At 67.1% G+C, this 26,994-nt stretch carries 26 protein-coding genes and 2 pseudogenes; 12 read left to right on the forward strand and 16 right to left on the reverse strand.

Going from position 1 to position 26,994, the window contains the following annotated elements:
- Window positions 1-93: 93 nt before the first annotated feature.
- Window positions 94-1,311, forward strand: a complete 1,218-nt coding sequence (locus JWS14_RS17460) for a fatty acid desaturase family protein (protein ID WP_072946704.1) — start codon at window positions 94-96, stop codon at window positions 1,309-1,311.
- A gap of 819 nt (window positions 1,312-2,130) precedes the next feature.
- Here JWS14_RS17460 and JWS14_RS50080 read toward each other — a convergent pair.
- The 7 genes from JWS14_RS50080 to JWS14_RS17495 form a co-directional block, all read right to left on the reverse strand.
- A complete protein-coding gene (locus JWS14_RS50080) occupies window positions 2,131-2,301 on the reverse strand; it encodes a LysR family transcriptional regulator (RefSeq protein ID WP_241031383.1) in 171 nt (56 codons plus the stop codon).
- A gap of 86 nt (window positions 2,302-2,387) precedes the next feature.
- Window positions 2,388-3,167, reverse strand: a complete 780-nt coding sequence (locus JWS14_RS17470; protein WP_241031384.1) for an alpha/beta fold hydrolase — start codon at window positions 3,165-3,167, stop codon at window positions 2,388-2,390.
- Between the two features lie 8 nt (window positions 3,168-3,175).
- Window positions 3,176-4,366, reverse strand: a complete 1,191-nt coding sequence (locus tag JWS14_RS17475; protein WP_206013923.1) for a CaiB/BaiF CoA transferase family protein — start codon at window positions 4,364-4,366, stop codon at window positions 3,176-3,178.
- A 260-nt stretch (window positions 4,367-4,626) separates the two neighbouring features.
- Window positions 4,627-5,439, reverse strand: a complete 813-nt coding sequence (locus tag JWS14_RS17480) for a TAXI family TRAP transporter solute-binding subunit (protein ID WP_241031385.1) — start codon at window positions 5,437-5,439, stop codon at window positions 4,627-4,629.
- Complete coding sequence (locus JWS14_RS17485; RefSeq protein WP_206013924.1) at window positions 5,432-6,868, reverse strand: sensor histidine kinase; 1,437 nt, start codon at window positions 6,866-6,868, stop codon at window positions 5,432-5,434. Before JWS14_RS17485 ends, JWS14_RS17480 begins: the two co-directional genes overlap by 8 nt.
- Window positions 6,869-6,885: 17 nt before the next feature.
- The gene (locus JWS14_RS17490) at window positions 6,886-7,545 is read right to left on the reverse strand and encodes a response regulator transcription factor (protein WP_072946699.1); all 660 of its coding nucleotides are present in this window, start codon (window positions 7,543-7,545) and stop codon (window positions 6,886-6,888) included.
- Window positions 7,546-7,603: 58 nt separating this feature from the next.
- Complete coding sequence (locus JWS14_RS17495; RefSeq protein ID WP_072946698.1) at window positions 7,604-9,004, reverse strand: MFS transporter; 1,401 nt, start codon at window positions 9,002-9,004, stop codon at window positions 7,604-7,606.
- Between the two features lie 225 nt (window positions 9,005-9,229).
- Here JWS14_RS17495 and JWS14_RS17500 point away from each other — a divergent pair, with 225 nt between their 5' ends.
- The 4 genes from JWS14_RS17500 (at window position 9,230) to JWS14_RS17515 (ending at window position 11,636) form a co-directional block, all read left to right on the forward strand.
- A complete protein-coding gene (locus JWS14_RS17500) occupies window positions 9,230-9,433 on the forward strand; it encodes a hypothetical protein (RefSeq protein ID WP_206013925.1) in 204 nt (67 codons plus the stop codon).
- 133 nt (window positions 9,434-9,566) lie between these two features.
- Window positions 9,567-9,815, forward strand: a complete 249-nt coding sequence (locus JWS14_RS17505) for a hypothetical protein (RefSeq protein ID WP_072946696.1) — start codon at window positions 9,567-9,569, stop codon at window positions 9,813-9,815.
- Window positions 9,816-9,994: 179 nt separating this feature from the next.
- Window positions 9,995-10,942, forward strand: a complete 948-nt coding sequence (locus tag JWS14_RS17510; RefSeq protein ID WP_206013926.1) for a DUF808 domain-containing protein — start codon at window positions 9,995-9,997, stop codon at window positions 10,940-10,942.
- 163 nt (window positions 10,943-11,105) lie between these two features.
- Window positions 11,106-11,636: a hypothetical protein gene (locus JWS14_RS17515; protein WP_206013927.1), complete on the forward strand. Its 531-nt coding sequence runs from the start codon at window positions 11,106-11,108 to the stop codon at window positions 11,634-11,636.
- A gap of 10 nt (window positions 11,637-11,646) precedes the next feature.
- On the opposite strand, the gene JWS14_RS17520 is transcribed toward JWS14_RS17515, so the two are convergent.
- The 3 genes from JWS14_RS17520 to JWS14_RS17530 all read right to left on the reverse strand — a co-directional run bounded on the left by JWS14_RS17520 (window position 11,647) and on the right by JWS14_RS17530 (window position 13,802).
- A complete protein-coding gene (locus tag JWS14_RS17520; protein ID WP_206013928.1) occupies window positions 11,647-12,039 on the reverse strand; it encodes a barstar family protein in 393 nt (130 codons plus the stop codon).
- Window positions 12,040-12,046: 7 nt separating this feature from the next.
- On the reverse strand, window positions 12,047-12,301 hold the full coding sequence (locus JWS14_RS17525) for a WhiB family transcriptional regulator (protein WP_095861583.1): 255 nt from the start codon (window positions 12,299-12,301) through the stop codon (window positions 12,047-12,049).
- 223 nt (window positions 12,302-12,524) lie between these two features.
- Window positions 12,525-13,802: an APC family permease gene (locus tag JWS14_RS17530; protein WP_206013929.1), complete on the reverse strand. Its 1,278-nt coding sequence runs from the start codon at window positions 13,800-13,802 to the stop codon at window positions 12,525-12,527.
- 309 nt (window positions 13,803-14,111) lie between these two features.
- Between JWS14_RS17530 and JWS14_RS17535 the strand changes: the two genes are divergently transcribed.
- Together JWS14_RS17535 and JWS14_RS17540 are read left to right on the forward strand one after the other, a co-directional pair.
- Window positions 14,112-14,438 carry a hypothetical protein gene (locus JWS14_RS17535; protein WP_072946690.1) on the forward strand — a complete coding sequence of 109 codons (327 nt, stop codon included), beginning with the start codon at window positions 14,112-14,114 and terminating at the stop codon, window positions 14,436-14,438.
- 185 nt (window positions 14,439-14,623) lie between these two features.
- Window positions 14,624-14,947 (forward strand): hypothetical protein, encoded by a 324-nt coding sequence (locus JWS14_RS17540; RefSeq protein WP_241031386.1) that lies wholly within the window; start codon window positions 14,624-14,626, stop codon window positions 14,945-14,947.
- A 59-nt stretch (window positions 14,948-15,006) separates the two neighbouring features.
- Here the strand turns inward: JWS14_RS17540 and JWS14_RS17545 are convergent, their stop codons facing one another.
- The gene (locus JWS14_RS17545) at window positions 15,007-15,282 is read right to left on the reverse strand and encodes a response regulator transcription factor (protein ID WP_206013930.1); all 276 of its coding nucleotides are present in this window, start codon (window positions 15,280-15,282) and stop codon (window positions 15,007-15,009) included.
- Window positions 15,283-16,191: 909 nt separating this feature from the next.
- On the opposite strand from JWS14_RS17545, the pseudogene JWS14_RS50085 reads away from it, so the two are divergent.
- A pseudogene (locus JWS14_RS50085) lies at window positions 16,192-16,361 on the forward strand (heat-shock protein HtpX); the annotation flags it as partial.
- Here JWS14_RS50085 and JWS14_RS17550 read toward each other — a convergent pair.
- Entirely contained in the window at window positions 16,286-16,540 is a 255-nt protein-coding gene (locus JWS14_RS17550) for a hypothetical protein (RefSeq protein WP_241031387.1), read from the reverse strand. The pseudogene JWS14_RS50085 and the gene JWS14_RS17550 overlap by 76 nt on opposite strands.
- Before the next feature lie 84 nt (window positions 16,541-16,624).
- Window positions 16,625-16,762: a hypothetical protein gene (locus JWS14_RS17555; protein ID WP_206013931.1), complete on the reverse strand. Its 138-nt coding sequence runs from the start codon at window positions 16,760-16,762 to the stop codon at window positions 16,625-16,627.
- A gap of 806 nt (window positions 16,763-17,568) precedes the next feature.
- On the opposite strand from JWS14_RS17555, the gene JWS14_RS17560 reads away from it, so the two are divergent.
- From JWS14_RS17560 to JWS14_RS17570, 4 genes and pseudogenes are all read left to right on the forward strand, one after another.
- On the forward strand, window positions 17,569-18,498 hold the full coding sequence (locus tag JWS14_RS17560; RefSeq protein ID WP_206013932.1) for an NADP-dependent oxidoreductase: 930 nt from the start codon (window positions 17,569-17,571) through the stop codon (window positions 18,496-18,498).
- A 296-nt stretch (window positions 18,499-18,794) separates the two neighbouring features.
- Window positions 18,795-19,247, forward strand: a pseudogene (locus tag JWS14_RS50090) (DUF4395 domain-containing protein); the annotation flags it as partial.
- An 87-nt stretch (window positions 19,248-19,334) separates the two neighbouring features.
- Window positions 19,335-20,168 (forward strand): sulfurtransferase, encoded by an 834-nt coding sequence (locus JWS14_RS50095; RefSeq protein WP_072946777.1) that lies wholly within the window; start codon window positions 19,335-19,337, stop codon window positions 20,166-20,168.
- 21 nt (window positions 20,169-20,189) lie between these two features.
- Entirely contained in the window at window positions 20,190-20,495 is a 306-nt protein-coding gene (locus JWS14_RS17570) for a DUF1416 domain-containing protein (RefSeq protein WP_072946686.1), read from the forward strand.
- Between the two features lie 33 nt (window positions 20,496-20,528).
- On the opposite strand, the gene JWS14_RS17575 is transcribed toward JWS14_RS17570, so the two are convergent.
- The 3 genes from JWS14_RS17575 to JWS14_RS17585 form a co-directional block, all read right to left on the reverse strand.
- Window positions 20,529-23,807 carry a protein kinase domain-containing protein gene (locus JWS14_RS17575; RefSeq protein WP_206013933.1) on the reverse strand — a complete coding sequence of 1,093 codons (3,279 nt, stop codon included), beginning with the start codon at window positions 23,805-23,807 and terminating at the stop codon, window positions 20,529-20,531.
- A 479-nt stretch (window positions 23,808-24,286) separates the two neighbouring features.
- Window positions 24,287-25,663, reverse strand: a complete 1,377-nt coding sequence (gene lpdA, locus JWS14_RS17580) for a dihydrolipoyl dehydrogenase (protein ID WP_206013934.1) — start codon at window positions 25,661-25,663, stop codon at window positions 24,287-24,289.
- Window positions 25,664-25,725: 62 nt separating this feature from the next.
- The gene (locus JWS14_RS17585; RefSeq protein ID WP_206013935.1) at window positions 25,726-26,991 is read right to left on the reverse strand and encodes a dihydrolipoamide acetyltransferase family protein; all 1,266 of its coding nucleotides are present in this window, start codon (window positions 26,989-26,991) and stop codon (window positions 25,726-25,728) included.
- Between the last annotated feature and the right edge of the window lie 3 nt (window positions 26,992-26,994).

A 26,994-nucleotide genomic window follows, 5' to 3' on the forward strand; every position in this document is an offset into this window, starting at 1 on the left:
CTGAACTGTAGATCTACAGTGTTGACAGTCTGCAAAATGCGGCGTTCACTTCAGGGTGAGGCACGGAGCACGTCGGGAAATCGGGAGTTGAGAATGGCGATATCCGACATCAAGGAATACGCACATCTCACCGAAGAGGATGTCGAGTCGCTCCGCTCCGAACTCGACGCCATCCGGCGGGACGTCACCGATTCGCTCGGTGAGCGCGACGCCACGTACATCCGTCGCACGATCGCGTTCCAGCGTGTGCTGGACGCCGCTGCACGCCTGGTGATCCACTGCAGCCGGGAACGAATCGGGTGGATCCTCGGGACGACGGCCCTGGCCGTGGCCAAGAGCGTGGAGAACATGGAGATCGGGCACAACGTGTCTCACGGGCAGTGGGACTGGATGAACGACCCGGAAATCCACTCCAGCACGTGGGAGTGGGACATGGCAGGGGTGTCGTCCCAGTGGCAGTACTCGCACAATTATCGTCACCACGTGTTCAGCAACGTGGTCGGGATGGACGACGACCTCGGGTTCGGCGTCATCCGCATCACCCGCGACCAGCCCTGGAAGCCCGACAATCTGCTGCAGCCGCTGCGGAACCTGTTGTTGGCGTCCACATTCGAATGGGGCATCGCCCTGCACGGCCTGTATTCCGAACGGGACCGCGTCGACACCGCCGCCGAGAAGAGCGCCCACACCCGGGCACTGCTCGGCAAGATCGTTCGCCAGGCCGGCAAGGACTACGTGCTCTTCCCCGCCGTCAGCGGGCGGCGGTGGCGACGGACATTGAGGGCGAACCTCTCGGCCAACCTGCTGCGAAACCTGTGGGCGTACGTCGTGATCTTCTGTGGACACTTTCCCGACGGCGCAGAGAAGTTCACGCCCGCGGAACTGGAACACGAGACCCGGGCGGAGTGGTATCTACGCCAGATGCTGGGCACCGCCAACTTCCGGGCCGGTGCGGTGCTGGCATTCCTGAGCGGCAACCTCTGCTACCAGATCGAGCATCACCTCTTCCCCGACCTTCCCAGCAACCGCTACGCGGAAATCGCGACGAGAGTCCGCGCACTGTGTGAGAAATACGATCTGCCCTACACCACGGGTTCGCTTGCCAAGCAATACTTCCTGACCCTGCGCACCATCCACAAGCTGGCGTTCCCGGACCGGTTTCTGTCCGCGACCGCCGACGACGCTCCCGAGACCGCGTCCGAACTGAAATTCCGCACTCCCCTCACCGCGCCTTCCGACGGAGGCACCGGACGCCGAACGGGACTGCGCACCGCGTTGCGCGAGGCCCGCTCTCGAACGAAAAGGCATTGAGGCCCATCGGCTACGCGCGCTGGCCATCATCGCGGCCCATCAGCCTCAGGCGTACGTTCTGACCTCGTGCGCGCCTGCCCGTGTCGGTCGGACATCACCCGCCGCCACCACGAGTCGAGCGGACTGGGATCGGGCCACCGGATCGGCTCATCGTCGGCGTGGCCGCGAGAGTGGCTCTGGGGCGAGGCTGTGGTCGAGGGACGTTCGTCGGATTCGGTGGCGTGCACCGGCGACACCTGCGTGTCGGGTCGCGGCGGCGGGCAGGAATAGTGCATGTCAGGTGGACGACGGGTTCTCTTCGGGGGCGGCGGAACCGGGGTCATCGCGATCGGCAAACATCGCCTGAATCCGATGCAAGATCTCCGGTGTGCTCAGTACCCGGCGGGTGGGAATCGAGTGATGCGGTGCGCTCACGGACGAAGCTTGCAGGCGGGTCATGTGAATACTCTCAGTCGCACGTCGGTGGACCGAGCGGAGCGGCCACGGCGGCGGCACCCCTCCCGGTCATCCCCAGTGTGCCTATTCAGGCATCGGGGCGGGTAGAGGAGAAAGTCCTCTCCCACCAATCGGACCGAGAACCGAAGCTCCGGTGCCGACGACGAGCCGGGACCGGCCGACACAATCCGCAACCGGACCGCGGGATGCTCCCGCAATACCGCCGCGACCAGTTGTTCGGCGAGCAGTTCGGACGTGGATGCCAGCAGCCCGACCGTCACGATTCCCCGCAGCACTCCGGATTCGGGCGGATCTCGGCCCGGGCACGCTCGAGTTCGGCCAGCACTCTCCGCGCGCGTTCGAGCATGAGCCGGCCGGGCTCGGTCAATTCCATTCCGGGACAGCTGCGCTCGAGACGGAAACACCCAGTTCCTGCTCCAGCGTGTGGATTTGGCGTGTCACCGCCGGCTGAACGAGATGGAGGAGTTCGGCTGCGCGGGTCACGCTCCCGGCGTCGGCCACCGCAACGAGTGCAGTCAACTGCTTGACGTCCACCGGACGACCCACCTTCCCGGGCTACTCGCCGCCCCGCACCATCAGCACGCGACATCTGACGGCGACTTCGATAACAAGGAAGAATGTCAGTGCCCGGCGAGGAAGCTGATCGCCGCGGTGCTCGCGACTTCGCGTTCTTCCTCGAAGTAGGCGTGCCGTGCGCCGGGAAGCAATTGCACGCGCGCGTCCGGGATCCGTTCGGCGAGTAGTGGCGCGTTGTCGACCGGGGAGAGCAGGTCATCGGTCCCGTGCAGAACGAGGGTCGGCGCGCTGATCGACGGCAACGCATCCCACGCGTCGTGCCCGTTGCTTGCCCGCAGGTGTGCGAGCCGGGCGTGCGCGGGCATGCCTGCATCCCCGAGGGTGTTGTAGGGGGCTGGATTTCGACCGAGCCACTCCCGGGTATACATCAACTCCAGCAGGGCGCCGCGCGACCGTTCGGGATCGGGGTGTGCCAGGTTCGCGCGCACTTCGCGGCTTCGCTCCACCGCATGGGTTCCACCCAGGGAGGTGCAGCCGAGGATCAGGGCGCGGACACGCCGGGCGTTGCGCACCGCGACCCACTGCGCCACCCGGCCTCCCATCGAGGTGCCGTAGACGTGCGCCGTCTCGATGCCGAGCGCGTCCAGCACGCACATCGCGTCCTCGGCGAATAGTTCTGTGCTGTACTTGGTCTCGGGTTTTCCGCTGGATCCGGTTCCGCGGTAGTCGATCGTGACGGTGTGAAAATTCCTGTCGAAGTCCGTGCGAACGCGGTCCCACCAGTGATGGTTGTTGGCCTGACCCGCGAGCAGCAGCAGCGCGGGTCCGGCGCCGGACTCCTGGTACGCGATCGGCGTTCCGTCGGACGCCACAGCATGGGGCACTGCGGACCTCAGACCGTCTCTGCCGTGCGGAGTTCGGAGATCGCGGCATCGGTGTAGCCGAGTTCTCCCAGGATGGCATCGGTGTGCGCGCCCAGGGCCGGGACCGGATCGAATCGCGGTTCCACACCGCTGAGGTTCGCCGGCGGCAACAGCGCCCGCGCCGGGCCGCCCGGCGTCTGCACCTCCCGCCAACGATCGCGGCCGGCCAGGGACGGGTGCGACAGGAAGTCCGACACGGTGCCCAGCCGCCCGTTGGCGATCGACACCTTGTCGAGCAGCGCGAGGGCGTCGTCGGTGCTGAGCAGACGCGTCCGCTCGGAGATCATTGCGTTGCACTCCTCGCGGTGCTCCACCCGCGAGGAGTTGCGGCAGAAGCGCGGGTCGGTGGCGATCGACGCGTCGCCGAGCACCTCCGCGCAGAACGCGGACCATTCGCGGTCGTTCTGGATCGACAGCAGGACCGTGCCGTCGGCGGTGGGGAACGGACCGTACGGGGCGATCGTCGCGTGTTCCGCTCCGACGCGGCTCGGCTGCCGGCCCCCGTATTCGGTGTAGTAGGCGGGTGAGCCCATCCATTCGCCGAGCGCCTCGAACAAGGCGACCTCGACGGCGCGGGCCGTGCCGGTGGTGGCGCGCGTGTACAGCGCGGACAGGATCCCGCTGTACGCGTACATGCCGGCCGCGATGTCGGCGATCGACACTCCGGCCTTGGACGGGCACTCGTCGGGGCCGGTCAGCGACATCAGGCCGGATTCGCCCTGAACGAGCATGTCGTAGGCCTTGCGGCCCGACCAGGGGCCGGTGTTGCCGTAGCCGGACACGTCGCACGGAATCAGCGTGGGGTACCGCTGCTGGAGTGACTGCGCGTCGAGGTTCATCCGGGCCGCGGCGCCGGGGGCCAGATTCTGCACGAAGACGTCCGCTGTGGACAACAGCTTTTCGAGGATGCCGCGGCCCTCGTCGGATTTCAGGTCCAGTGTCAGGGACTCCTTGGAGCGGTTGAGCCAGACGAAGTAGCTCGATTCGCCGTGCACGGTCTCGTCGTACCGTCGTGCGAAGTCGCCGGCATCGGGACGTTCCACCTTGATCACCCGGGCACCGAGGTCGGCCAGTTGCCGGGTCGCGAAGGGCGCGGCGACGGCTTGTTCGATGCTCACGACGGTAATCCCTGCGAGCGGTAGGGCGGTCTGCGATGCCATGGAGCCAGCCTTCCTGGAAATGTACGGCCATTTTGCAGCCGATGCGGGCAGTAGTCAACCGCGTGGGCCCGGAGTTTTACATGCAGTTGAGGTTGGCGGCGGTGCCGACCCGCGATACCCGGCCATTATGGCCGTACATGACGGCCGTCAGCCGTGGTGGCGCCGGTATGCCGCGACCGCGCCCGGATGACGCGGGACGCCCGCCGTCTGGATCAGCGACCGGACGTCGAGGAACTGGGCTCCGACGGTGTCGGGAGGAATCAGGTCCTGCGCCCGATCGACGAGAAGGTCGACGAGCGCACCGGCCACGGCGTCCGGCAGTTGGGGGACGCGACGAGCAGGCTGGGGACGCCCACCGTCGCGGTCTCGGCGGTGTCGCCGTACGTCCGGGCCGGCACCGAAACCGGTTCGTACATCGGCCCGTAGACCCTGCGCATCTCCGCGTACTCGGCGGACAGGTCGAGTAGCCGGATCCCGCCGTCCGGACCGTGCCCGGGCCGCGGCACCGCCGCCGGAGTCGGCACACCCCCGGCCCACAGCGCGGCCGCGACCGTGCCGTCGGCGAGGGAGTCGAGGACGGTGGTGAGCGAGACCGGGCGCACCGTCACGTCGTCGACGGACAGTCCGCTCGCCTCGAGCACCCGCCGCCCAGTCTGCGCGGTACCCGAACCCGGGGAACCGAGGCTGATCGTCTGCCCGCGAAGATCTTTCATCGACCGGACCGGTGAGCGCGCGGGCACCGCGCACTGGAGATAGTTCTCGTACACCCGGCCGATGGCCAGCATCGGGGTGTCCGACAGCACGGCCGAATCGGCCAACGTGAGCCCGATCAGGACCTCCCCCGACGCCAGCAGCGACAGATTCTCCAGCGAACCGGTGGTGTACCGCACCGTGAACCGGAGATCGCCACCCGAGGCGGACGGCGCGTCCGCGAGCAATTCGGCGAATTCGGACTGGAAACCGTCGCGCTCACCGGACGCGATTTCGTACGTCCCCGACGGCTGGGTCCGGGCACACCCGGACAGTGCGACCGCCGCGGCCACACCGCCGAGGAACTGTCGCCGGTTAATCATCGTCGGGCGTCTCCACGTGCGGTTCGAGCCACAAGCGTACGCGCAGACCACCGGCCGGGGCCTCGTCGATGTCGAGTCGGCCACCGTACGCGGCGGCGACCACCTCGACGATGGACAGGCCGAGTCCCGTCCCGGCCTGATCGCTGGCCCGGAAGAAGCGGTCGGTGAGTTTGCCGCGCAGTTCCGCCGGGACGCCCGGGCCGTCGTCGGCCACCCACACGCACACCTGGGTGTGGAGCTGTGACGGCTCCGTTGCGACCCCGATCTCGATGGTGGGGTGGGGGCCCGCGTATCGGGAGGCGTTGTCGATCAGCACGTCGAGCACCTGGGACAGATCGTTCTCGGCGATCGCGACCGGCACACGGTCGACGCCGGGTGCCGCGACGGTCGTCAGGCGCGCGCCCCGTTCCCGGGCCGTCACCGACCAGAAATCGACCCGGTCGGCGACCACCGAAAGGGCATCGCAGACGGCCTCGGCTCCGAAGCGCGGCGTTTCGGCGGAGGCGAGGGAGAGCAGACTGTCGAGGATCGTCTGCAGACGTTTGGCCTCCTCGGTGACGAGGTGATAGTCCTCGCGCGCGTCGTCCGGTATCCCGTCGTCGAGGAGGTCGAGGCGAAACTGCAACGCCGCAAGCGGATTCCGCAGCTGGTGCGCGGTGTCCGCGATGAGACGCTGCTGCGCGTCCGCGGCCCGCAACACCGCCGAGGACATCACGTCGAACGAATGCGCGAGCCTGCGCACCTCGGGAGGACCGCCCGCGGCCGTGGCGGGCAGGACGGACGGCGGAGGCTCGGACGCCGACGGCGTCCTCGCGTCGGGCATGCGGCGGATGAGTTGCACGATTCCAGTGGACAGGTTCGCGAGCGGTCCGAGTACCCACCGGCTCAAGGCGATCGCGAGCACACCGAACGCGACCAACGCCAGCACCGCGCCTGCCGCGATCACGGCCCACTGCCGGAGGATGTCGGAGCGCGCCTCGGCCGTCGAGGCGCGCAGCACGATGGTGCCGTTCACCTGAGCGCCCGACCCCACGGGTTTGACGAACAGGGCGTCGTCGTCGCTCCACGGGAACAGCCGGTCGACGGTGGAGACCCGCTCGTTGCGCAGTCCGCTGCGAATCGCGGCCTCGATTCCGGGTTCGCTGCCGTCGAGGCCCACACCGAGGGTGGGCACACCGCGGGTGGAGACCACCAGAACGCCCTCGCCGTACACGTCGTCGTACGCGTCCACCTCGCCTTCGATCCTGGCGGGGTCGCCGGTCCGGACGTATTCCTCGGCGAGGACGGCGAACCGTTGGATGTCGCCCTCGCGGCCGAGGGTGAACTCCTGTGTCCGTGAGTCGGCGGTCGCGATCGCCAGGGGGATCGCGAAACTCGCGACCGCGCAGGATCCGAGGATCGCGAGGATGAGCAGTAGCCGTCGGCGCATATCGTTTCGACCTCCGGTCAGCACACCCAGCGGTAGCCGAAACCACGGATGGTGCTGATCAGCCCGGGCCGGTCCAGCTTGGCCCGCAGGGTACCGATGTGGACGTCGAGCGAGCGTGAGACCGCGACGAACGCGTCACCCCAAACCCGATCCATCAATTGCTGACGACTGACCGCGGCACCCGGGTTCTCGAGCAGAATCTCCAGGAGGGAGAACTCCTTCGACGTCAGGTCCACGTCGGTGCCCGCCACGGTGACGGTGCGGGAATCGAGGTCGACGCGCACATCCCCGGTGGCCACTTCCCGCGGTGCGCCGCCTTCGACGGCCAGGCTTCGCCGACGCACCACCTCGATGCGCGCGAAGAGTTCCGACATCCGGGCCGGCTTGACCAGGTAGTCGTCGGCGCCGCCGCGCAGCCCGCGCACCACCGACCGCTCGTCGTCGCGTGCGGTGAGGATGATGACGGGGACGCCGCTGACCTGGCGCAGCTGGCGCAGCACCTCGAGGCCGTCGCGGTCCGGTAACCCGAGATCGAGCAGCACGAAGTCCACCTCGCCGTGGTGCAGCAGCAGTTCCGACCCGAACTTCATCCGCACAGGCTGGTGCGCCTGCCGGGTCAGCCCCGCGACGAGTGCGTTGCCGACGCCGTCGTCGTCCTCGACCACCGCGATGCGCATAACCGGCATTGTCCCCCGGCCACGGTGGGCCGGGGGAACAATGCCGGAGGCGGAGGGATCAGACACGCTCGAGTTCGCGGCCGTCGCGGTCGTCCTCGCGGCCGTCGCGGGCGGGGCTGCCCGTCGCGGGATCGAGGGTGGTGCCGCCCTTGCCCTTGGGCATGAACAGTGCCGCGACGAGGGTCAGCGCGGAGCAGCCGACGACGTAGTAGAAGAACGCCGACTCGTGTCCGGCCTGCTTGAGAGCGAGCGCGAGCGGCTCGGCGGTACCGCTGAACAGGGCTGCGGTGATCGCGTGCGGCAGGCCGACACCGAGTGCGCGCACCTTCGTCGGGAACAGTTCCGCCTTGACGATCGCGCTCAGCGCGCTGTAGGCGGTCACGATGACCAGTCCGGTCATCATCAGGCCGAACGCGACGAACGCGTTGGTGGTGTTGCCGAGAACAGTGAGGATCGGCACGGTCAGCACGGTCGAGCCGATACCGAAGAACAGCATGACCTTGCGGCGGCCGATGCGGTCGGAGACGAGGCCGGCCACGGGCTGCAGCAGCATGTACACGAACAGTGCGGCAAAGTTGATCCACGCCACCGTTTCCGGGGCGATGCCCGAGGTGTTGATCATGTACTTCTGCAGGTACGTGGTGTACGTGTAGAACGCGACCGTGCCGCCGATCGCGAGGCCGAAGACCATCGCGAGCTGCTTCGGGTACTGCAGCAGCAGACGCAGGGTGCCACGCTTGGCCGACGGCGTCGTGCCGGACGCCTTCTCGGCGGCAATCCGGGCGGCCTCGTCCTTGTACTGGTCCGACTCGTCCATGCCACGCCGGAACAGCATCACAGTCACGGCGGCGATGGCGCCGATCACGAACGGAACACGCCAGCCCCAGGAGTGCATCTGATCGAGGGTGAGAAGCTGCAGCAGAATGATCTGGACGCCGAGTGCGGCGAGCTGACCCAGGATGATCGACACGTATTGGAAGCTCGAGTAGAAGCCGCGGCGGCCGGGAGTCGCGACCTCGGACAGATACGTGGCGCTTGAGGCGAATTCGCCTCCCACGGACAGTCCCTGGATCAGTCGCGCCGTCACCAGCAGCGCCGGGGCGAGCATCCCGATCGCCTCGAAACTCGGTGTCGCGGCGATGATCAGCGAGCCTGCTGCCATCATGAGCACCGACAGCGTCAGCGCGTTCTTGCGCCCGTAGCGGTCCGCGTACCGGCCCAGGATGTAGCCACCGATCGGGCGCATCAGGAATCCGACGGCGAAAACCAGTGCCGTGGAAAGCAGCTGGGCGGTCGTGCTGCTCTTCGGGAAGAACGATGCCGCGAAGAACACACTGAACGCTGCATAGACGAACCAGTCGTACCACTCCACGAGGTTGCCGATGCAGCCGCGAACCACATTCGCTACAACCCGCCTCTCGCCGGTCGACGACGCTGGGTTCGAAGTCGTGTGTCGCATGATGTCCCTTCCTCGAATGCTGTGATCGTGCGTAGCCACTGGAACCAATGTGGCCGTCACCACAGCGCGAGGGAAGGGATAAGCGGCTTTCCTTACATTCGCTTTAGACGACACCGCGGCGCGTGCCGCAGAACGGTGCCGCGCGCGCATTCGCCCCGGTCGCGGCCGTTTCCCGGCCGAGGACCGAGCAAAATGCCACGGCCCGAGGGCGCATGCCGGATCGTCATGATCCCATCACAAAACAGCCCGATCACCACCCGGCAGCAGTTCGCGAAGGTACTCGAATACATCGACCTGGCCGAGCAGGACGGCACCCGCGCGGTGCTCGGTGGCTCGGCCCGGGCATTCCGCATGACCGAGGCGATCCAGTCGGGAACCGTGTGGGTCAACACCGGTGCCCCGTCCGGCACCCCGTTCGTCATGCGCTGACGTCGACCAGCCGGTGAGCTTCCGAACAGGGGGTGGGTAATGAGCACCCTTGGGTGGCTGTCGACCGGCTCGTTCCGGGGGCAATGTTGGTGTGGTCAAGGAACACTCGACCCCATACCAGCAAGGACTCCGCATGTTTCGCCACACCGCCATTCGCGCCGGCCTGATGTTCGCCGCAGTCGCATTCTCCGTCACCGGCGCGGCCGGAATCGCGCACGCCATGCCCGCCTCGACGGGCGGTGACGTCGCCGTCACCTCGCAGTCGGACCGCGACAACCGCGACCGGGATCGGCGCGACCGTTTCGACGACGACGCGCAGGGCGCAATGTGTGAGGGTCAAGCCGTCGTAAACCACCCCAGCTGCTCCTCGCTGCCGTACTGACCCCGATCGAGGTGACACAACGCCGCTGCCGCAGTCACTGCGGCAGCGGCGTATCGTCTGCGGCAAGGTAACCCCACGGCACTACCGGTTGTGCAGGGCCACCGATTCGGTACCGTTCGTGTCGACCCGCGACCGCGGGTCATTGGATCGGCACACATCCGAACTGTGGGAGGTTTTTCGTGGCTGGTGGACTCGTCGCCCTGTTGGACGACGTCGCGGCACTCGCGAAAGCGGCCGCGGCATCCATCGACGACATCGGAGCCGCGGCCGGCAAGGCCAGCGTCAAGGCAGCGGGAGTGGTCGTCGACGACACCGCCGTCACCCCCCGCTACGTGCACGGGTTCTCCCCCAATCGCGAACTGCCCATCATCCGCAAAATCGCAATCGGGTCGATTCGCAACAAACTCCTGATCATCCTGCCGGTGGCGATGATCCTGAGCGAGTTCCTGCCCCAGGCACTGCCGTACCTGCTGATCGCCGGTGGTCTGTTCCTGTGCTTCGAGGGAGCCGAGAAGGTCTACGAAGCACTCACCGGGAATCACCACGAGGCCGCGGGCGCAACCGAAGGGCAGAGCGGACCCGAATTCGAGAAGACCATGGTCAGCGGCGCGATCCGCACCGACCTGATCCTGTCCGCCGAGATCATGGTGATCTCACTGTCCTCGGTCGAGGACGAACCGTTCCTCACCCGGCTGCTGGTGCTCGTCGTCGTCGCGATCCTCATCACCGTCCTGGTGTACGGAGTGGTCGCCCTGATCGTGAAGATGGACGACGTAGGCCTGGCGCTCGCCCAACGCGAGTCCGCGTTCAGTCAGCGGATCGGTCGAGGACTCGTCGCGGCGATGCCGAAGGTCATGGCAGTGCTCACCGTGGTCGGGATCGCCGCGATGCTCTGGGTCGGCGGCCACATCCTGCTCGTCAACATCGGCGAGGCCGGATTCCACTGGCCGGCCGATCGCCTCCACGATCTCGAACATTGGTTCGGCGATCTCGTCCACGGCGGCCTCGGCGGTGTTCTGTCCTGGACTGCCGGGACCGTGGTGTCCGCACTCGTCGGGCTCGTCGTCGGCGCGATCGTCGTCCTGATCATGCACCTGATCCCGAAACGGAAGAAACGCGCCGACTGACCGAGGTGGCCGACACCGCCCCAGTTGCTCCTCGCTGCCGTACTGACCCCCGGACACAACGCCGCTGCCGCAATCACTGTGGCAGCGGCGTATCGTCTGCGGCAAGGTAACCCCGCGCCCGATCGCTTCGTCCATCGGCCCGCCTACTGCGCGGGGTACGACAATGCTCGCCGACCGACAACGACGCACACCCGAACCCGGCTCGCAGCAGACACTCACGGTCTTCGTCGACGACGAACCCGTCCCCGCGCACCGTCTCTGGCACCCCGCTGACACCGTGACCACCACACTCTCGTGGCTCGACGAACAGCATCTTCCCGCCGAGATCCGATCACTAGCCGAAGAGGGACCGAACGGTTACGGCAGAGGAGCCTTCTACGTCGACAGGTACCCAGGGTCATCGACCGCGCGCGTAGCGTCCGTGCGCGGAGTGGTCGCGTCGATCGAGGTCGTCGCGAACCTCGCACTGAGCACCGACGACGGCTGGAACTTCTTGCCCGGCACCGTGCAGATGTGGTGCGTGCCCGACACGGGCACGTGGCGCATGCCGAATCTGCAATGTTCGGTACCCGGCACCACCGGCGACCTCCGGTTCATCGAGCAGCACGAATTCTTCGAGCGGTACGGTGTCGCCACACCGACCTTCCGCCGGGATTCCCGGTACTTCCGGGTGGTTCTCTACCTCACCGAGTGAGCGCCACCGCCTACCGGAGGTCGAGTCGCACGTCCCGGAACTCGAAGATGTCGACGACCCAGTCGAACGCCGTGGGACCGTCCTTCCGCAGAGCGCGTTCGAGATCGGCGCGCACCCTGTCCCGGTTCGTCGGGTGGCACTGCTCGAGCCGCCGCCCCAGTTGCCGCGCAGTCTCCGTGTAACCGAGCGCCTCGCGGGATTTACTGCTGTTCTCCCACACGAAGTAGAAACGGCCGTCCTCGGGCGTGCCGTATCCGCCCGTGAGACAGTCAGCGAAGGCATCCAGGTTGCGCCCGAAATACCCGCCTTCGCCGCGCACCGCTTCTCCCGCCAACGTGAAGACGTCGTCGAGCGTGCGAATGCGTGCACCGTCGATCACGTACGTCACGGGTTCTCCGGTCATGGTTCGATCATTTCCCCTCGAAGAGATCGGACCAGCGGACTCGGGGGTGCGCCTCGAGCAGTGCCCGGCGCTGACGTTCGGTCATCCCACCCCAGATGCCGAATTCGACGCGATTGTCGAGCGCATACGCGCCGCATTCCATCAGCACCGGGCAGTGCCGGCACAGCGCGGCGGCCTTGCGCTGCGCGGCGCCGCTCACGAACAGCTGATCCGGATCACCGTCTCGGCACCGACCTCGCGTGATCCAGTGGAGTTCCGACATGTGGAGTCATTCCCCTCTCGAACACCGAACACGGTCAGGGCACTGGGAATGCGGGCACAGCCCGATGAAGCATGTGAAAGATCCAGCTGCGGACAGGTTTTCGCAACACATCGGCTCCGGCGACGAGGCACGAGACAATCGCACCGATGACAGATTAGCTGCACCCCGTGCCGATCGCGCGTCGAAGCCCGCCCGGGTGGACAGAGGTACCCCTCCTCGCGGATCAGGGACGACGGGACGAGCGGATCGCGTAGATCACGGCCCCGAGCCCGAGGACGATCACACCCGGAATCACCGAGGCCAGGGGAAGGAACGCGGCGAGAACGATGCAACCGATGGCGCCGACGACCGCCACCAGGCGCGGCCACGGTTTCGCGGACAGGGTCCAGGCGGACGCGTTGGCGATCAGGTAATAGAACAGCACCGCGAACGAGGAGAACCCGATGACGCCGCGCAGGTCCGCCGTCGCGGCGAGGAGCGCCACCACCACCCCCACCGCCAACTCGGCCCGGTAGGGCACCGCGAACCGGGGGTGGACGGCGTCGAGCAGACGTGGCAGGTGGCCGTCGCGCGCCATCGCGAATGTCGTCCGCGAGACCCCGAGGATCAGGGCGAGCAACGAGCCGAGTGCGGCGATCACCGCGGCCACCCGGACGACCGGCTCGAGACCCTCGAATCCCGCAGCGGCCACCGCCTGCGCGAGCGGATCCGTCGCGGCCGCGAGAGTGTCGGCACCGAGCGCGTTCAGGACTGCGACCGCGACGCACAGGTACACGACGAGGGTGATGGCCAGGGCGAGGGGAATCGCCCGGGAGATTGTCCGGGCCGGATCCTTCACCTCCTCGCCGAGCGTGGCGATCCTGGCGTACCCGGCGAACGCGAAGAACAGCAGACCGGCGGCCTGCAGGACCCCGGTCACGCCGTGGCCGGAGGCGATCGCCAGGCCACCGAACCCGGTATCGGGTCCGGTCAGGCACACGATGACGACCACGGCGAGGACGGCGAGGACCGTGAACACGATGACCCGGGTGACCAGGGCCGACTTCTGCACACCGAAGTAGTTCACGGCGGTGATGGCGACGACGGCGACCACCGCGACGAGATGCTCGCGGCCGGGCCAGGCGTAGGCGCCGACCGTTAGGGCCATCGCGCCACACGAGGCGGTCTTGCCGACCACGAAGCCCCAGCCCGCCAGATACCCGAAGAACGGTCCCAGGCGTTCACGCCCGTAGACATAGGTGCCACCGGATTGCGGATACAACGCGGCGAGCCGGGCGGAGGAGTTGGCATTGCAGTAGGCGATCACCGCGGCCACGGCCAACCCGACGAGCAATGCACCGCCCGCGGCGGACGCGGCAGGCCCCAGCGCGGCGAAGATCCCCGCCCCGATCATGGACCCGAGGCCGATCATCACCGAGTCGAACACCCCCAGCCGCCGGCGCAACTGCGGCGTCGCGTCCGGGTGCGCGTTCTCGCCGTCCGAAATCTCGTCACCGGCCATGCGAGGCAGTTTCTCCTTCGAACGTGCGGATGTCGGGCAGCCCAACGCTAGCGCCCTCCGGTACACAGACGTGAACTCCACGGGGTCACACGGTTTCGACACTGCGGCACGCTCGGGGCTGCGAGCAGGGCCGCGACGGCCGGTGTGGACTGCGCATTCGAATTGCCGGTAACCACGCGAAGGGGTGATTTTCGCCGACGGCTCGGACCATAATTGTTCCATCGGGATAGATAGCCCGAAGATTGCTTGTAACCCGAGAATCATCGGCCGGTGAAAGCCGGGCGACAATCGAATCAAAGGTGACATCAGATGAACACGTTCGCATTGCGCACGGCGGTTACATCGGCCGCGATCGCCACCGCTTTTGCACTCGGCTCCGGCATCGCGGCGTCGGCACCGGCATTTCATGGAGACCCGAACACACCCGGCACGCAACTCCACGTCCACAACGACACCCCGAACGACATGAACAGCTACCAGTGCGGGGCGATCGGCGTCGGGGGTGCCGGAGTCGGATCGAACTCTCCTGGAGGCAGCGGGCAACTCAATGGCGTCTTCTTCGGCAGCGGCCCGGTGCAGGGGGGTTGCATCGGCAACGACGGGTCGGTGCATTTCCCGTCCGGACGCTCCGAGTAGTAAGGACCCGGCCTGAGGCCGCCCGAGGAGGATAAGCGGCAGGGCCCCGGGTTCCGTAGGCGAGCACATCACTGCTATCGCAGTCGGGTGGTGACCTCGTCCGATGGTGACCGTGCCGCATCTGCACGGTCAGGGTCGTCTTCGCGCCACCATCGAACTCACCGGAGCGCTATATCATCATTTCCTTGCAACCGATAGAGTCGCATGGATGCAAATACGACTCCGCGCTCATCGAGCGCACCAGACCGGACATCCTTCCCGTGGCCGCTGACAGCGCTGATGCGTTCTTTGATGGCGACCAGACCGACGATCGCCTCGCCCGCGCGGTGATCGAGGCCCTCCAGGCGGGCAGGTCGTGGGCGCACATCGCCACGGATCTCGCGGTTCCACCTCCAGCCGTCCGCGACGGGCTCGGCGTGACCGATCGGGACTGGCAGGAGGCAATCGTCGCCCACGAGAATGCCCGCGCGGCCCGGCTCGACGATCTGCCCCGGTCCCGGCTCTCGTAGACGAGACACCGCCGACCGCAGTACCGGACGGTCCCACGGGGGAAGTGTCAACCCGCCCGTCAGAGCTCGGCGAGAGACACCAGACCGTCCTGAAGTGCTCGGACCAACAGTCCGGACTTGTCGGTGACGGGGCGTCCGACGGCGGCGTACTTCGCTCGGATCCGGGCCAGGTGGGTGTTGATCGTGCCCAGGCTGATTCCCAGGTCGGATGCGGCAGCCGTTTTCGATTCACTCCGCAGCCACAGGCGAAGGATTTCCAGCTCCCGCGGCGACAGCGCGGGCATCCGCTGCGGCCCAGCGATGGAGTCGGGCAGCGGGCCCGTGCCGGAAGTCATAGCCATCTCACCTTCTCCAGTCGCAGTGGGTGCTACCTGACGCCACACACCTGTCGTCCGACGCAGCACGCACGCTGTTTACCGCGGTGAACAAACCGTACCTGAAGCCGGTTTTGTGGACGTGCGGTCGCGAACGCACCTGGTGGAGATTGGTTCCGCCATTGCTCATGGGCTCGCTCGAGGAAGTCGTCGACCGGCGCCTGGTAGGCGACGTTGTTGCGGCAGCGCGCAGGCGAAGCCAGGTCACCAGCGAAAATGTGGCAGCGGCGCTCCCTCCCGACCGTGCTCCGACCGGGACCGCAGTCCGAGCCGGCAGTGTCCGCGACGAGCCCCTCCGGCGAGTCGTATCCCGGACTGTCAAATCTCGACCCGACGGGATACGGCCCGCTCCTTCCAGATTAAGTCGTCGCCGGACGGACCTCAACGGTCGATTCGATACCAGGCACACGCCGCTTCCAGGGTGGAACAAATACGTTGTAAATCAGCATTCTCGAGCGACCCGAATTCGTACGCGGGTTTCGTGATTCGGGATCAATGCAGCTGAACCGCTGTTTCATAGGGACTGGTCGGTCCGTGACACCTGCGAGCTGATCCGCTAAAACGGAAATGGAGGTCAGGGCTCGTCGCCGCAGGGCACCACGAGCCACAAACGGGTGTGACCGCGTGAGGGAGTGCGCTCCCCATGGGTCGAAGGGGTCGTTTCAGCATGAATATATCGGGGTTTTCGCAGAGTCGATCGGGCGTGTACTGGCAAGAGCAGGTCGCGGCCGAACACGATGCGGGGCACCGACGATATTTCGATTTACCGCGAACGCGACCTGTCGGAGACCCACCCAGCCTTGCCGACCACGTCAGCGTTTATCTGTCCGACGTGAGTGATGCGCGCGAGCCAGGGAAGTAGCACAACGTATTTCGTCGATCGGTACCGGATTCCTGTCTCACCTCGCCGGTGACCGGATCGAGGTCCGCTCCGCCGGGTCCGCCCCGGCCGAGACTGTCAAAGCTACCGGGACTGGGCGCTCGAGGATCCGGCAGGCAAGGGCGTCGACGCCGTACGACCGATGCCGGACTCGGTAAGGGTGTTGACACCGTGGATCTCGGCGGTGTCGTCGACGATGTCGACGGTCTGCTCGGTGGCGTTCATCGTGAACGCCACCGGGACGATGCTCGCGATCTCCTCGTCGCGACCGAGGAGTTGGCCCTCGCTGGTGATGTGTGAAGTCGGGACCGAGGATCGATTCGATCGTGTCGCGGTCACCGGCCGTGATGGCCGTCAGCAGGTCAGGCGCGAACGAGAACCTTCAGATCCGGAAGACAACGTTCCCGCTTTCCAGGAGAATTCTCAGTCATGGCCGACCCACTGATCGAACAGCTCACCGACCGCATCGGACAGGCCGTCGCCCGCGCCGCCAAGAACGGTGATCCCCTTTTCGGCACCGTTGAACTCACCATCGGCGAACTCATCGAATTGCTCGAACACATCGAACGACTGTCACCCACATCGGAATAGGTCCCCACCCACGATTCTGTGTGCGCCAAAGTGTTGTCGATCCGCCGGCGGCTCAGCAGTCTGGCATCCGTGCACTGGTCAGATGTCGGCGAGCTGGTTGCGGAGCGGCCCGGCCGATGCCCTCGTTGTGGTCACCCCGCTACCTCTGCCCGAGGGTCGCGGTGGGTGGAGCGATTTCTGCGCCTCCCGCCGCTACCTGCCCGGTGCGCCGAAATCATGATGATGGATCCGTACATCTGGCTCATCGGGTTTTGCCAGTGCCGGGACCACTTCCACGGCTCCTGAACGACGACGCCTGCGAGGTTCGACGCAGTCGGATCGCAACCCTTGGGCGCACGTCGATGCGACCGATAACCTGCGCACCAGCCGCGCCTCGGCCGGCCATTGCAACATTCGCGATTGTGGACCCTCGAGGACGGACCTCCCATCATGCTCGCCCGAAACTCTTCGCCGCCCAGGCAAGCGCCGACGCTCGCGCGTGGGCGCGGCCCCCGCCGACAAACGATGGTTCCGGCGATCGTGTATCGGTGGTTTCGAGCAACGATGCCGTGGGCACCCTTCGTTCTTTGCGCTTTCGGCCTCATCGCCTGCATACGGGAGGGGACCCACTTCGGTGTCGCCTTCTACCTGTTGCTCGGCGCACTGCACACACGCCGGGCCCTCCTGATACTGCGTGAGAGCGCGACATCGGTACTCCACCGAGCAAGCGTTCGGATCCGTGAGAGTAAATCTCGCACAACAGGAATAGCAGCTCTTCGAGGGAGGTTGCGTCACACATGACCAAATCTGTTGTCGCGCAATCATACGGAACACCCGAGGCCCTGACCGTGGTCGATGCGGAGGTTCCGCCGCCCGCATCGGGGGAGGTGCTCGTCGACGTCAAGGCGATCGGCGTCAATCCCATCGACTACAAGCTCTACAGCGGCGCCTTCGGTGACGATCCCGACAAGCTGCCGGTCAGGGTCGGCGGCGAGGCCGCCGGCGTGGTCGCGGCCGTCGGGGCCGGAATCACGGAGATCGCGGTGGGCGACGAGGTGATTGTCAGCCCCGGCACCGGTCTCTACGCCGAGAAGGTGGTCGTTCCCGTCTCCGCAATCACCCCCAAACCTGCCGGCCTCGGCTGGGAACAGGCCGCCGGTCTGCTGCTGGTGGGCGGCACCGCGGTCGACGCCCTGGACACCATCGGGGTCGGTTCCGGCGACACCGTCCTGATCCACGGCGCCTCCGGCGGCGTCGGTGCCCTCGCCGTGCAACTCGCCGTCGCCCGCGGCGCGACGGTCGTCGGCACCGCGGGAGCGGCGAATCAGGACTACGTCCGGAACCTCGGAGCAACTCCCGTCGTCTACGGAGACGGACTCGAGGAGCGGGTGCTGGAGGTCGCACCCCAGGGCATCGACGCGGCCCTCGACACCGTCGGAACCGACGAGGCCGTCGACGTGTCGCTGGCATTGGTCAAGGACAAGACCCGGATCGTGACCATCGCCGCTTTCGGTCGGGCGCAAGAGGACGGCTTCGCGTCGGTCGGCGGCGGCAACCCGGCAAGCGCCGAAGCCCGGCTGAAGGCGCGCGCCGAACTGGTCGAGCAAGCCGGCGCCGGACATCTGACGGTCACCATCGCCAAGACGTTTCCCCTGATCGATGCCGCGCAGGCCCACAGCGAACTCGCGCAACCCCACCCCGCGGGGAAGTTCATCCTGATCCCATGAGACGCGGGACCACGCCCCTGCGCGGAGACTCGAATTGTCCGTCTTCAGCGCAGGGTGCGGCGCGTAGAATTTGGCGGGTGCAGACCTGCCGCGAGCTGCTGCTCACCCGTCGCCGCACAGTCGACCTGTGTCGCGTCGGCGGTTGCTGTTGCCTTTGGCGTCGCTGACCGCGCTTCTGTGTCATTTTCGATTCGCCCTGCGGTCACGTGCTGACTTCCCTGCCTTTTCGGTGATCGACTCGATCGCGTTCCATCGCATTCCCTCGGCCATCCGACACATTCTGTGGAGCACAGTCAATGCCCACCACACCAGCAACAACACCCACCACCACCCCGACCGCGGCCGTCGACCAGGTCGACGTCCGCGGTCCCCGGTTCGCCGCCTGGATCACTACGGCGGTTCTCGCCGCCGTCCTGCTCTCGGCGTCCTTCTCGACCGTCGTCGCCGGTGTGATCCTGGCGGTTCAGACCGTCGTGTTCGCCGTCGCCGCCGTCGTCGGGCCGCGGCGCAGCCCGTACGGCCAGATCTTCGGAAAGCTGGTCGCCCCACACATCAGCCCGCCGAGCGAGCGTGAACCAACCGCGCCGCTGCGCTTCGCCCAACTGGTCGGCTTCATCTTCGCGGCGGCAGGTCTGGTCGGATTCGCGTTGAGCGCGCCCGTCGTCGGTGCCGTCTTCACCGGCTTCGCACTGTTCGCGGCGTTCCTCAACGCGGCCTTCGGAATCTGCCTCGGCTGCCAGATCTATCCGTTGGTCGCCCGATTCCGATCGTCCGCCTCCGCCGACCACCCGACCCCCAATGGAAAACCCCGGCAAGTTCTCAGTGAAGGAAAGAACATGGCTCGCTCCGACGTCCTGGTCTCCACCGACTGGGCTCAGCAGAATCTGAACGCGCCCACCATCGTGTTCGTCGAAGTCGACGAAGACACGTCCGCCTACGACGGCGGCCACATCGAGGGCGCCATCAAGCTCGACTGGAAGAAGGATCTGCAAGATCAGGTCCGCCGTGACTTCCTCGACCGTGAGCAGTTCTCCGATCTGCTGTCGACACGCGGCGTCGCCAACGACGACGAGGTCGTCCTCTACGGAGGCAACAACAACTGGTTCGCGGCGTACGCCTACTGGTACTTCAAGCTCTACGGCCACGACAACGTCAAGCTGCTCGACGGCGGGCGCAAGAAGTGGGAACTCGAGCAACGCCCCCTCTCCGAGGACACCGTCACCCGCCCGTCCACCACCTACCGGGCGGCCGAGCCCGACCTGTCGATCCGCGCGTTCCGCGACGAGGCCGTCGACGCGATCGGTGTGCTGAACCTCGTCGACGTCCGATCGCCCGACGAGTTCACGGGCAAGATCCTCGCGCCGGCGCACCTGCCGCAGGAGCAGAGCCAGCGTCCCGGCCACATCCCGGGTGCACTCAACGTTCCGTGGAGCAAGGCGGCGAACGAGGACGGCACGTTCAAGTCCGACGAGGAACTCACCGCGATCTACGGCGCAGCCGGTCTCGACGGCTCCCGGGACACCATCGCCTACTGCCGGATCGGCGAGCGCTCCAGCCACACCTGGTTCGTCCTCAAGGAACTGCTCGGCCACAAGAATGTCAAGAACTACGACGGCAGCTGGACCGAATACGGCTCGCTCGTCGGCGTGCCGATCGAGCTGGGCAAGTAGCGGACCGCGGGGAACAAGCACATGAGCGCAGCATCAACGCAAACCCACACCATCCCCGCCGGCGTCGACCTCGGCAGGGAAACGGCCATCACCGGCAAGGTCGTCACGGGCGACGGAGAACCTGTCGGTGGCGCCTTCGTTCGACTCCTCGACGGCACAGGCACGTTCACCGCCGAGATCGTCGCCTCCGGCAGCGGAGACTTCCGTTTCTTCGTCGCACCGGGCGACTGGACCGTGCGGGCCCTCTCGCCGGTCGGCAACGGCACGGCATCGGTGAAGCCCACGACCAGCGGCATCCACACCGTGGACATCACCTTGACCGCATAGCATTTCGCCTCCGAACACCCCAACAAGCCCAGCTCAGGAGCCCTCACCCTGCGATTCCACGACCCACGCCGCGATCTGCGCGCGTGAGTTGAACCCCAGTTTCGTCAGGAGGTGCTCCACGTGCCCCTGCGCGGTGCGGGGCGAGATGACGAGCCGGGCGGCGATCTCCTTGTTGGTCAGTCCCTCGACGATCAGGGCGGCAACTTCACGCTCCCGCTTCGTCGGTTTGGGGGACTGGCCGGCGGAGGTAGACGAGGCCGAGACCTGCTCGCCCAGTGCGTAGGCGACGGCTGCGTCGAAACCGAGCGACTCGCCCTTTCGTCGGGCGGCGGCGAACGCGGGTTCGGTCATCGCCTGCCGGGTCGCGCGTTCGCACTCGTCCTGGTACACGCTCAGTCCAGGCACCAGCACCGCCGAACTGCCCACCGACCGGGTGAGCGCCTCGGCCGCCCCCATCAACACGACGGCCCGCTCCATGTTCTGCTCCTCGGCGGCGATCCACGCGAGGGCCTGCAGGCACACACTGGAATTGAGCCGGTCGTTCACCCGGCGGTCCACCTGGAGCGCTCGCCCGAGGAGTCGCACCGCTCGGGCTCTCTCCCCCTTCTGCCACACGGCGACGGCCAGCGCCCACATCGAATACGACCGGTACACCGATTCGCCCTGAGCTTCGGTGATCGCGAGGATGCGCTCGTGGCATTCGACGGCACGTTCCGTGTCGTTCAACAGGTCGTACATCATGCCGAGACCCACGACCGCGGCCACCTCGAAGACGTCGTTGCGTGCCGTGAACACAAGGACGGCCTTCTCGAGATGCGCGCGCCCCTCGGGGAGGCGGCCCGCGAACAAGGCTGCGTATCCGATTGCGTGGTCGAGGTGCGCGCGCACCTCCGGGTCGGGCGTCCGGGCGGCGAGCGCCCGCGCTTCCTCCGCCAGGGTGTCCGACACCGAAATGTCGCCCTGCACTCCGGCCAGCACGGCGGCGCCGTAGAGCGCCTTGGCCCGATCGATCGTGGGCTCGGAGACCTGCCGCGCAAGGAGGCGATCGAGCCACCGTCGCCCCTCGACGAACAGCCCCCGGGCCAGCCAGTACGGGTATAACGCGGCCGCGATCCGAACTCCGATGCCCGGGCTGTCGGACACGCAGAAGTCCAGCGCTTCGCGGATATTCGGCAGTTCCCGTGACAATTTGGCGATCAACGGAAGTTGCCGGGAGCTGATCCATTCGGATTCCGCTTCGACCGCGAGGCGGTCACACCAGTCCCGGTGCCGACGGCGCAGTTCGGTGTACACGCCACTCTCCTGCGCCTTTTCGCGCCCGTAGGCTCGCACGGTCTCGAGCATCCGGAACCGCACCGCGGTGCCCGACTCCTCTCGCGTCAGGATCGACTTGTCGACGAGGAAGGTCACCGTGTCGAGAAGATCGTCGACGTCGTCACCGTCGCAGACCTGTTCGGCCGCCTCGAGTTCGAATGTGCCCGCGAACACGGACAGCTGCGCCCACATCCGTTGTTCCACAGGAGTACACAGGTCGTAGCTCCAGTCGATGCACATCCGCAGTGTCTGCTGCCGCGAGGGCGCGTCCCGGCTGCCGCGGGTCAGCAGCAGGTACCGATCGGTCAGGCGCTGCAGGATCTGGTCGGGTGTCATCGCACGGAGCCTGGCCGCAGCCAACTCGATCGGCAGCGGCAAGCCGTCCAGCCGCTGACAGATACGGGCGATGGTGACCTTGTTGTCCTCGGTGAGTTCGAACCCGGGGACGGCGGCGACACCGCGTTCGACGAACAGGGTGACCGCGTCGTTGCGGGGCAGCCCTTTCGGGAGATGGTCGGGATCCGGGACGGGCAGCGGAGGGATCAGCAGCGCCGCTTCCCCGCCGATCCCGAGCGGTTCGCGACTCGTCGCGAGAATCCGCAGTTGCGGGCATGCGCGAAGCAGGATCTCGGCGAGCTTCGCGGCCGCGGCCACCACCTGCTCGCAGTTGTCCAGCACGAGCAGCAGGTCTCGCGGGGCGAGGAACTCGACGAGCATCTCGTGGGGGTGTCGCGTCGACTGACCCCGCAACCCCAGGGCAGCGACGACCACTCCCGCCAACAGCGAATCATCCAGTAGTTCACCCAGTTCCACCAGCGTCACGCCGTCCGCGAAATTCCGTTGTGCCTTGGTGGCAGCACGAATGGCGAGCCGGGTCTTCCCCACCCCGCCGATCCCGGTCAACGTCACCAGCCGCGACGTCGACAGCAAGTTCGTCGCCTCCGCCAGTTCCGTGCGGCGGTCGACGAAGCTGGTCAGCTCCAGCGGGAGTCCACCTGTCCGGCCCGAGTCCGCCGGCGCTCCGGCAGGCCGGCTCCACGCACCTTCTCCTCCGGGATCGGCGCCCGGTTCTGACGTGCTGCCTTGCACTGCAACTGTTCCCGCATACATCGCCATCTCGTCGACCGGGAAGCCGTGACGCAGTTGCGCGTCGCGGAGTTGCCTGCCCAGTTCCACGGCGGACGGGCGGGCCCCGGGTTCGGACGACATGGCACGTTCGACGACCGCGCTGATCTCCTCGGATACGCCGTGCTCGCGCGGGTTCGGGACCGGCTCGGACGCGATCCTCAGGAACTGCGCCACCAGCTGTTCACCGCTGCGGCGTTCGAACGCCGCGTGACCGGTGATTGCCGCAAACAAGGTGGCGCCGAGCCCGTAGACGTCGGCGGCAGGACTCGGGGCCTCGCCGGCCACGACCTCGGGGGCGGTGAACGCCGGCGACCCCGTCACGATGCCCGCGCTGGTCTCGAACCCGCCCGCGATGTGGGCGATGCCGAAGTCGGTGAGTGCGGGCTCGCCGTAATCGGTGCTCAGGATGTTCCCGGGTTTGACGTCGCGATGGAGGATCCCGAGCCGGTGGGCGGTCTCCAGGGCGCCTGCCATCTTCACCCCGAGACGCAGCGCTTCGTCCAGCGGGAGCGGCCCGTGGCGGCGGATCCGTTCGTCGAGCGAGCCCTGCGCCTGGTACGGCATCACGATGTAGGGCCTGCCGTTCTCGGTGACGCCGGCGTGGAGAACATTGACGATGTTGGGGTGACCGGTCAGCCGGCCCGCAGCACGCTGCTCCCGCAGGAATCGGGCCCGGTTCTCCTCGTCGAGGTCGGCGGTGAGGACCTTCACCGCCACAGTGCGGTCCAGCGCAGTCTGGATGCAGCGGTACACGACCCCGAATCCGCCGCGGCCGATCTCCTGAGCGTCCTCGAATCCGGCCGCCGCCAACTCCGCCGTGACCGAACCGGACACGTCGCGCTGGGTGGCGAACGGATCGACATCAGTCATCGACTACATCGATTCGTCCCATTCGAAACACGGTCGACGCATGCCACACTGCCCACCTCTCGACGTTGTACCCCAGGATATCGCCGACCGTCCCCTCCGATGGCCGACTTGCGTTCTACCCGAGTGTGGGACGGGGACGCGACGCGATAACCGGCCGGTCGGTTCGATCGGCCGGCACTTCGGGTTTCCGTTACAACTGGACACTCGCCCAGTCGTTTTCGAGGATCGACCCGGACGAATCGTTGCTCCCCGCGGTGAATAGTCCCGCACATATCGGGTACCCACCATCTACGCTGATCCGCGGGCCCGGCGGCCCCACGGACCAGCGAGGCCCCCTGACCGGTCACCCCTCGGCTGGAGGGCCACAGCCGCCCGCGGCCGGGGAGCCCCCCTCTTCCTCGCCTGCGGGCGGCACCATGCCGTCACACGCCATCCCCTCTCCTCCACCCTGCCAAAGGGACACAGCTGAATGCTCTCGATCAACTGTGGCTGTGCAGCGGGGTTCCCGCGAGTGCGAGGTGCGCCTCGCCGACCGCCTCGGCCTGGGTGGGGTGCGCGTGAACGAGTGCGGCGACCTCGTTCGGGTAGGCACCCCAGTTGACGATCAATTGCGCCTCGCCGATGAGTTCACCCACGCGTTCTCCGACCATGTGGATACCGACGACCGGTCCGTCCGTGGCTCCGGCGCGGACGAGTTTGACGCCGCCGCTGGTTCCGAGGATCTGGCTTCTGCCGTTGCCGGCGAGGTCGTAGACGACGGTGGCGACGTCGCCGTGGCGTTCGCGTGCCTGTTCTTCGGTGAGCCCGACTGACGCGACCTCGGGGTTCGAGTACGTCACCCGGGGAATTACGCTGTCCTCCAACAAGGTCGGGCTCAGGCCGGCGATCGTTTCGGCGACGAAGATGCCCTGCTGGAATCCGCGGTGCGCGAGTTGAGGTCCGGCGACGATGTCGCCGACCGCGTACACGTCCGGCTGCGAGGTGCGCAGGGAATCGTCGACCGTGACGAATCCGCGGGGGTCGACGTCGACGCCCAGCTCGGTGAGTCCCAGGCCCGCGGTGCGGGGTCCGCGGCCGACCGCGACGAGCAGCAGGTCGGCCTCGAGCGTGTCGCCCGATTCCACGGTGACGCTGACCGTGCGCTCGTCCTGAACGGCTTTCGCGAACCGGGTGCCGGTCATGACCGTGATGCCGCGCTTGCGCAGGGCCCGGGTGAGTTGCTTCGAGGCCCATTCGTCCTCGGCGGCGATCAGCCGGGGCAGCGCCTCGACGATCGTGACGTCCGCGCCCAGGGATGCCCAGATGCCGGCGAACTCGACGCCGATGACACCGCCGCCGAGCACGACGACGCGCCGCGGAAGCTCGGGGAACGTCAATGCTTGGTCGCTGGTGAGGATTCGGCCGCCGATCTCGAGTCCGGGGAGACTCCGGACCTCCGAACCGGTCGCGAGGACCAGTGCCGCGCCGGTGATCGTGCGGTCACCGACGTGGACGGTGCGGCCTCCGGCGTAGCGACCGGTGCCGTGGACCACCTCGATCCGGTGACTGCGGACCAGCCCCTGCAGACCCTTGTAGAGGCGTTCGACGATCGCGTTCTTGTACGCGTGGACACCATCGAGGTCGATCCCGTCGAGTGTCGCACCGATCCCGAGGGCCGACGCGTGCGCGACGGTGTCAGCGACCTCGGCGGCGTGTACGAGCGCCTTGGTGGGAATGCACCCGCGGTGCAGGCAGGTGCCGCCGACCTTGTCCTCTTCTATCAGGGTGACGGATTTGCCCAATTGCGCGGCACGGAAGGCGCAGGCGTATCCGCCGGATCCTCCGCCGAGAATCAGGACGTCGGGTTGGTCAGACATGGGGAATCTCCCTCGGTCGGGCACGTCATCGGACGTGCCGGAAGGTCGGATCGAACGGAGGCTCAGCTCAGCGCGATCAACGTCATCGGGTCGGACAGGATCTGGCCGATGGCGGCGAGGAATCGCGATCCCTGCTCGCCGTCGACCAGTCGATGGTCGAACGACAGGCTCAAGGTCGTCACCGACCGCAACGCGATCTCGCCCCGGTATTCCCACGGCTGCCTGCGGATCGCCCCGAAGCACAGGATCGCCGCCTCGCCGGGGTTGAGGATGGGTGTGCCCGAGTCGATGCCGAAGACACCGACGTTGGTGATCGTGATGGTGCCGTCCGCCAGGTCGGCCGGTCCGGTCTTCCCCTCCTTGGCGGTGGTCGTCAGATCCGACAGGGCGATCGCAAGGTCGGGCAGACCGAGGGTGTGTGCGTTCTTGATGTTGGGCACCATGAGTCCGCGCGGCGTGGCGGCCGCGATGCCGAGGTTCACGGAGCGTTTGACCACGATCTCCTGCGCGCCTTCGTCCCAGAACGAATTCAGGGTCGGGTTGGTGCGCAGCGCCACGAGCAGGGCCTTGGCCACCAACGTCAGTGGTGTCAGGCGTACGTCGGTGAAGTGCTTCGTGTCCCGTAGCTGAGCCAGCAGTTCGATGGTCGGGGTGACGTCGACCGTGACGAACTCGGTGACGTGCGGGGCGGTGAACGCGCTGCGGACCATCGCCGCCGCAGTGTGCTTGCGGACGCCCTTGATCGGGATGCGTTCCTCGTCGGCGTCGGGCACGGGCGTGGCCGTCGGCGTCGTCACCGGGGTGGCGGTGCGATGACGTTCGAGGTCGTCCCTGGTGACCTCACCGTGCACCCCGGTGGCAACCACCGCGGTGAGGTCGACTCCGGATCGCTTCGCGGCGAACCGCACGGGCGGCGAGGCCAGCGGACGCGTCGAATGCGGGGCGGGAAGGTCGCCGATGCGAGCGGCCGCGGCGGTTGTGTGCCTGCGGCGGCGCTTGCTGGACGAGTCCTCGGCCACGCCGTAGCCGACGAGGACCGGAGTCCGCTCGGCCGGGGGCGCGGGGTCCACCTTCGGTTCCTCGCCGGCGACCTCGATGTCGATGAACGGGCAGCCGACGTCGACGGTCGTCCCCTCCGCCGCGTGCAGCGCGACCACCGTTCCGGCGTACGGGGATGGGAGTTCGACGGAGGCCTTCGCGGTCTCGACCTCGGCGATGTTCTGGTTCAGCGTCACGGTGTCACCGACCGCGACCTGCCAGGTCAGCAGTTCGGCGTCGGTGAGGCCCTCGCCGAGGTCGGGCAGCAGGAATGTCTTGACAGTGGGCACGGG

This window comes from Rhodococcus koreensis (genome assembly GCF_017068375.1).
GTDB lineage: Bacteria > Actinomycetota > Actinomycetes > Mycobacteriales > Mycobacteriaceae > Rhodococcus_F > Rhodococcus_F koreensis.